We start from the raw sequence: 6508 nt of genomic DNA, 5'->3' as shown, positions 1-6508 counted from the left end.
GTTAGGATTATTTTCATATAAAAGTGGCTCACTTTTCAACTGCGATGGTGGCTCAGTTTTAGCTTATCAAATACATCCCCGTAACTACTTAAGTATTTTTAATTGGGGGATGTATAATTACATTAGGTTTCTATTATGATATATAATTATATTTTCACCTTCTTAAAATTGTTAATACTTCACTAGAAAAGATTTAAAAGTTCATCAAAACTTTCAATTTCATTATCAAATTGACTTACTTGCCCAAATCCGTATTTAGCAAATATAAAAGGAATTTTCGCAAATCTGGCTGCATTTAAATCACCTTCTGTGTCACCCATATAAACTGGATTTAATAAGTTGTTTCTATCAATCACTAATTTAATATTTTCACCTTTTGACAGGGCGGTTCTCCCATGATTTTCAAAATCCAAAAAATACTTTTCAAGTTTATGATACTTGTAAAAAGTTTCTATGTAGCCCTCTTGGCAGTTGCTAACAATGTATAGTTTATAATTTTGAGAAAGCTCTTTTAGGACATTCTCTACATTTTGATAGAGATAGCCACCATGTTTTTCTAAGAAAGATTGTTCTACTTCGCAACAAACTTTTACTAATTGTTGCCGTTCCTTATAACTTAAAGTAGGAAAGAGTTTTCTACTTATTTCATTCATCTGTAATCCCATTGTACCTTCAAAGTCTTTCCTAGTTAATTCACTTTTTATTTGGTCATTATTTCTTATAACGCTGTTCCAAGCACTAAGTACTGTGTCAATTGGATCCCATAGAGTTCCATCTAAATCAAAAATTATACTATCCAATTAAATTTCACCTCCTTTAAAATAGTTTTATAACTAATTTTGTTTTCCATTGCTTATATTTTGCCAGCTATTAACTAGTAAGACGATACGCCTCCCAAACAATATATCCTAATATCACCATTTAAAAAGTGGTTTTATATAGTTGCTTTTTGAATAATTTATTTTGATTGTTTATAGTGTAAAATTCACCGTATTATTAGTTTGGTAACAAACTTTTATTCAAAAATATGTCCCGATTGCTCAAAAAGGGACAATTCATTTTCTGAATTGCACCCTTTAATGGAATAACTATCAGCATATCTTTAAATGTTGTAAGTTAATATTTATTTATTAGTGCCTTATAGACTTTTAATTGTCGCTCCATCATTTCAACAGATTTGTGTTGAATGGTATTTGAATCCTTTTGAAGAATTCCTTTAAAGTAGCGTTCATATTCTTTAAAGAAAGCTATAAGAAAATCTTCAAACTCACCTTGAAAGACAATTTCTGTTGTCCCGTCATATTCACTGTAGGCTTTAATATTTAATAAATTTCCGGTTTTATTCAGATTATATTTCATTGCATTTTCAAAGGTTTCTATAACTTCAGAAAAAGATGTATTGTTTTCTTTTAATTCCAGAAGAATATCTCCCATGCCTAAAAGTAAGGCATCGTGGAAAGTGGAATTACAAACTTCATTTTTTTCTCCATTTTGCTGAACAAAAATACATAAACGACAGGCTAAATAGTCACGTATATTAAAAGATTCTCCAATCATATCATCATATAATTCAACAAAAAATGATATTTTCATTATAATAACTCCCTCTTTAAATGTTGAGATATAAAAGGTTTATCACTTTTTACATTTTGAAGATACGTTTCTGTTCGGTCAAATCTCTGACATTTACTAACGAATTTTCTAGAAATCTATTAATTTTAAGTAAACCTCTAATGATAAAAGATCACAAGTTGGAAAGAATAGAAATATGATGTTGTGTAAAGACCAATTTTAGACATATTTATTACACCCTTCTATTTTTTATCTATCACATTTCATTTAACTGGTAACGGTAAACTCTATAGATGTTGTTAAGCATAGGTGGCTGATTTAAAGAAAGTGACGCATTCCATCTAAAAGAAATGCGCCAGTTTTTGAAAAGAATTTTATACAGTTCTATAACTAAATTCCAATAATAATTAGGACGGCATACCGAGAATCGATTTTACTTCCAAGTATTCTTCAATACCGTAGCTGCCCCATTCACGGCCGACTCCTGATTGTTTATAACCTCCAAATGGAGCAGACAGTTCCATAGGTGCATTATTAATGGTAATATGGCCTGCTCGAATGGAAGATGCCACTTTCTCTACTTTTTCTTTGTCCTCTCCCACTACATAACCTGCTAATCCGTAAACCGTATCATTGGCGATCTCAATTGCTTCATCAATGTCTTCGTAAGTAATAATCGACATCACTGGCCCAAAAATTTCCTCTTGAGCAATCACCATGTCATTTTTTACATTCGTAAACACAGTCGGTTTTACGAAATATCCTTTTTCTAATCCTCCTGGTTTACCTGGACCTCCAGTGACAAGGGTCGCCCCTTCTTCTAATCCTTTTTTTATATATCCTTGGACACGATTAAACTGTTTCTCAGAAACAAGAGGTCCGAAAATATTATTCTTATCTTGAGGATCACCATAAGGTATAGTTGGCAAGATTTCCTTCACTGCCTCAACAAATTCATCATGTTTTAATTTTGGAACGAGGGTACGTGTAGCTGCAACACAAACTTGACCTGTATTAAAAACGACATTCGAAATGGCAATTTGCGCAGCTTCCTTCATATCATAGTCATCGAGAATAACAAGGGGAGATTTACCGCCAAGTTCTAAAGCCACTTTCTTAATAGTTTTTGCAGCATTTTCTGAAATCTTTTGACCAACTGCTCCGGAACCGGTAAAGGATACAAAATCAATATCTGGATGCGAACTAATGCCGTTACCAACAATTTCTCCCGTACCATTTACTAAATTAAAGACGCCTTTTGGTAAGCCAGCAGCTTGGAAAATTTCAGCTAAAATAATCGCTGCAAATGGTGTTAGTTCAGAAGGTTTTAACACTACGGTACAACCAGCAGCGAATGCACTAGCAAGCTTTGTAGATGTCTGATTTGTCGGGAAGTTCCAAGGTGTAATAAGTCCGCAAACACCGATTGGTTCTTTACGAACTAACGCACCCCCTCGTCTTTCAGTAAATTCGAAGCTTTCCAATTCTTTAGCTGCTTGACGAAAATGACCTAAGCCCATGTTGTAATGTGTATGTTCACTAATTGTAACGGGTGCCCCTAATTCTTGTGTAATCACTTCAACGATATCGTCTTTACGTTTCTCATACTCATCTGCAATTCGATTTAACAATTCCATTCGTTCTTCTTTCGATGTTTGAGAAAATGAAGGAAATGCTGCTTTGGCTGCTGCAACCGCTTTATTCAAATCTTCAATTGTTCCATCACTAATTCGACCAAAGACTTCTTCCGTAGCTGGATTTATTACATCAACTGTTTTTGAACCAGTAGATTCCACCCATTCCCCATTGATAAAATGCTTTAAATAGTTTCGAATGTTTCATACCCCTTTTCAAAAATATTTATTATTACTATTCCTTAGTAATTTTATGTATGAAACTTCCAAACATTAACACTATTCAAAATTTTATTAATGGGCCACAATTATTCTATCTATTGAATAGGCAAAAATGACACTTGCCAAGTTCCATCTACATTTTTAACCATTTTGAAGCCCTTCATCCCTTCACCTGTGTCATATTCAATATATCCTTCATAATCACTAGTTTGAATGAATGTTCCATTGTCAATATTACTAAACTGCTTTATAAGCTGTTCTTTTGAACCTCTATCAGATTCAGGAATATTTTGATCTTCCTCTTTTGATCATAGAATATATTCTTCCCTGTCTGTGTATAAGGCGTATTTAACATCATAATTTTTATCTACCACAGCTTGAACATATAACTTGGCAACACTTACAGAATCCAATCCACTTAGATGTTCAATATTTAAATCTTTTTGAAAATTAGTGTAGATCTCTCTTTCTTCAGTCGTCAACTCAAATAGGGTAAACTCATCATCTATGGGTATATCATTAATTGCTGCTTCTTTAACAGACAATTCATCTTCATTTTTTTGAACAAGTTTTTCTTCAGTACAAGCTGTTAAAAATAATGTACCCATTAAGACTAATACTCCTATTTTTACATACCCCATGTTTGTACCCATTAAAGAATAAAATTATTATCGTTTTTATTTTAACATAAATTTACACTTTTATAGTTTTATTCCATAATATAGATTGATACATATCGGTTAATAAGTTTATTAACGACAGTCAATTTAACGGTTTAAAATTCCGCATAAGAACCTCCAGGTAAGGATACTAAATAAAATTCGTTGTCTCCTCGTAACTGCCAACCTTCAAAATAATTACTATCGTGAAATAACTCAACATATATATTCCCTTCTGCCTCTAACACTAAATCAGATATATGTTCAAAATGAAAAATATTTACTATTCTTTTTCCTGTCAGTATTTTTTCTACTTCTTTATAGGAGTATTGATCAGGCGATTGTAAACAGTCCGAGTATCCAATTACAACTTCATTAGAAGTTAGTATCCTCCAAGGGCATTCAATAATTAAGCTCCCAGATTCAAATTCCATCCCAAAGGGCACATTCTTTTCTGTATTCACTTCCGTAATCTTTTGACCAATAAAATAGTGAAAGTCAATCGTACTTAACTTTTTATACATCTTAAATCTCCCCAAAATATGAACTATTTGGATTCTTACTATAGATAGTCTCCATCCTTAATTATTAAGTAGAATATTTGTGTTAAGAAGGAATTACCCAAACTTTATACCCATCCTTCGTAGCTTTAGTGATTACTCTTAATTCTTGGAATTCAGCTAATCGAAAAGCTAAAGCATACGCTATTTTATAATCGGGTGTAATATAACCATCATATAATCTTGCACAAATTTCATTGGCTATTGAATCTGCCCATACATCGGCTTCGTGTAAACTATCAAATATTAAATTCTCACTATACCACTTAATAGTCATTTATACATCTCCTATTAAAATTTAATAACTATTCTTCTATTAGAAAACAAGTTCGAGTAAAATCCTTCTCATTTTAGTAAGTTCATATGTTGAATAGATAGAATAACCTATTAAAGTACCTAATATAACTGGAATTCCAGTGCTTACTTCTATATTTTCCATAAAGCTATAAACCATTAAATAAATACCAATACCAAATATAATGAAAAAATTCATAGACATAAAAACATTTCCTTTCATGAGGACTCTCCTATTAAATTTGTTGATATATAGTTTTGAACATTCATTTATGTGTTCATATTCTATTTCTACCTCTATAATAGAATCATATTGAATAGAAGGGACTGAACTATGCACAGATAGAGATCAATATTTTTTACTCGTCAAAAATTATATGGAGGTAAGAGTATTGATTACTAAATTGTACACAAATAAGTTGCTTTTAAGAAAAGTTAGGACTTCCGATTCATCTAGTTTATTTAAAATTTGGTCTGATCCGGAAGTAACTAAATTTATGAACATCGACGGTTTTACAGAAAAAAGCCAAGCTATGGAAATGATCTATCATCTTGATAAACTAGCAAACAAGAAACAAGCTATTCGTTTTTCTATCATCGAATTAAATTCAAATGAAATCATTGGTTCTTGTGGTTATAATTCATTCGACTTTGAAAATGAAAAGACGGAAATTGGTTACGAAATAGCTAAAGAACATTGGGGTAAAGGCTACGCTCCAGAAGCAATCTCTGCCCTTGTTGAACATGCATTTCACACTCTTCATTTCAATAGAGTTGAAGCAAAGGTTGAGCCAGAAAATGTTAATTCAATTAAAGTGCTACAAAAGTTAAACTTTACAATGGAAGGTACACTTAGACAAGCAGAGAAGTCAAAAGGTCAATTGATCGATTTAACCATCTTTTCTAAACTAAAATCAGATTAATTTAGATGCCGATATTTCAACTTTCAATGAAATATCGGTATTCTTTTTTATAAGTTATGTCATCTCACATTATTAATCAATCTTAAGTCCTTTAATAAATATTTCGAGATTCACTTCTAAAGATTCCTCGAAGTCTAGTGGCAGATTAAACCCACCTTTTCGTTTTAAATCTACTAATCCATGGAGTAAACTTCTTAATCCCCTAACAGCATGAATTTGTTCTTTTTCATCCAATGGAAAAACAGCGATAGGTTTCTTTATTAAATTTACTATAGCTTCTTCAGCCATTTGGATGTTTTTACATGTTGAATCTGGTGATGATATTAGCGCTTCATATAATCCGGGATGCTGATACGCAAACTCTATATATGCTTTTCCAATTGCGCGTATCGCTTCAGGTCCATTCTTTTGATTTAAAGTAGCATTTTTTAAATATTGATAAAAAAGGTTTAATGACTTCATAGCTAGAGCTAGTTTTATTTCGTTTAAACCTTTGAAATGATTATAAAGGGATGGTGATTTAATGGACAACTCCCTTGCCAATGTTGCCATCGTGACTGCCTCCATCCCTTCTTTTTCAGCGATTTCTACAGCTTTATTTATGATTACTTCTTGATTTATTCCAGAACGTGGTGACATCGTTT

The 6508-nt window shown here is 32.0% G+C and carries 9 protein-coding genes; 1 reads left to right on the top strand and 8 read right to left on the bottom strand.

The annotated features are described in order from the left end of the window. Window positions 1-182: 182 nt before the first annotated feature. From ACH0B5_RS11890 to ACH0B5_RS11860, 7 genes are all read right to left on the bottom strand, one after another. Window positions 183-800, bottom strand: a complete 618-nt coding sequence (locus ACH0B5_RS11890) for an HAD family hydrolase (RefSeq protein WP_406927863.1) — start codon at window positions 798-800, stop codon at window positions 183-185. A gap of 316 nt (window positions 801-1116) precedes the next feature. Next, window positions 1117-1593 carry a hypothetical protein gene (locus ACH0B5_RS11885; RefSeq protein ID WP_406927862.1) on the bottom strand — a complete coding sequence of 159 codons (477 nt, stop codon included), beginning with the start codon at window positions 1591-1593 and terminating at the stop codon, window positions 1117-1119. A gap of 386 nt (window positions 1594-1979) precedes the next feature. Then, complete coding sequence (locus ACH0B5_RS11880) at window positions 1980-3407, bottom strand: aldehyde dehydrogenase family protein (protein ID WP_341362965.1); 1428 nt, start codon at window positions 3405-3407, stop codon at window positions 1980-1982. Between the two features lie 329 nt (window positions 3408-3736). Beyond that, the gene (locus ACH0B5_RS11875) at window positions 3737-4036 is read right to left on the bottom strand and encodes a hypothetical protein (RefSeq protein ID WP_406927861.1); all 300 of its coding nucleotides are present in this window, start codon (window positions 4034-4036) and stop codon (window positions 3737-3739) included. 167 nt (window positions 4037-4203) lie between these two features. Next, window positions 4204-4611 (bottom strand): hypothetical protein, encoded by a 408-nt coding sequence (locus tag ACH0B5_RS11870; RefSeq protein ID WP_122970554.1) that lies wholly within the window; start codon window positions 4609-4611, stop codon window positions 4204-4206. An 82-nt stretch (window positions 4612-4693) separates the two neighbouring features. Then, window positions 4694-4924: a hypothetical protein gene (locus ACH0B5_RS11865; protein ID WP_406927860.1), complete on the bottom strand. Its 231-nt coding sequence runs from the start codon at window positions 4922-4924 to the stop codon at window positions 4694-4696. 39 nt (window positions 4925-4963) lie between these two features. Beyond that, the gene (locus ACH0B5_RS11860; RefSeq protein WP_406927859.1) at window positions 4964-5164 is read right to left on the bottom strand and encodes a hypothetical protein; all 201 of its coding nucleotides are present in this window, start codon (window positions 5162-5164) and stop codon (window positions 4964-4966) included. Between the two features lie 169 nt (window positions 5165-5333). Here ACH0B5_RS11860 and ACH0B5_RS11855 point away from each other — a divergent pair, with 169 nt between their 5' ends. After that, complete coding sequence (locus tag ACH0B5_RS11855) at window positions 5334-5864, top strand: GNAT family N-acetyltransferase (RefSeq protein WP_406927858.1); 531 nt, start codon at window positions 5334-5336, stop codon at window positions 5862-5864. A 72-nt stretch (window positions 5865-5936) separates the two neighbouring features. Here ACH0B5_RS11855 and ACH0B5_RS11850 read toward each other — a convergent pair whose 3' ends face one another. Further along, window positions 5937-6503 (bottom strand): TetR/AcrR family transcriptional regulator, encoded by a 567-nt coding sequence (locus ACH0B5_RS11850; protein WP_122970550.1) that lies wholly within the window; start codon window positions 6501-6503, stop codon window positions 5937-5939. Between the last annotated feature and the right edge of the window lie 5 nt (window positions 6504-6508).

The organism is Ureibacillus sp. 179-F W5.1 NHS (genome assembly GCF_045369345.1).
GTDB classification, from domain to species: domain Bacteria; phylum Bacillota; class Bacilli; order Bacillales_A; family Planococcaceae; genus Ureibacillus; species Ureibacillus halotolerans.
Note: the sequence above shows the minus strand (reverse complement) of the source record. Positions and strands in the feature narration are given on the sequence as shown.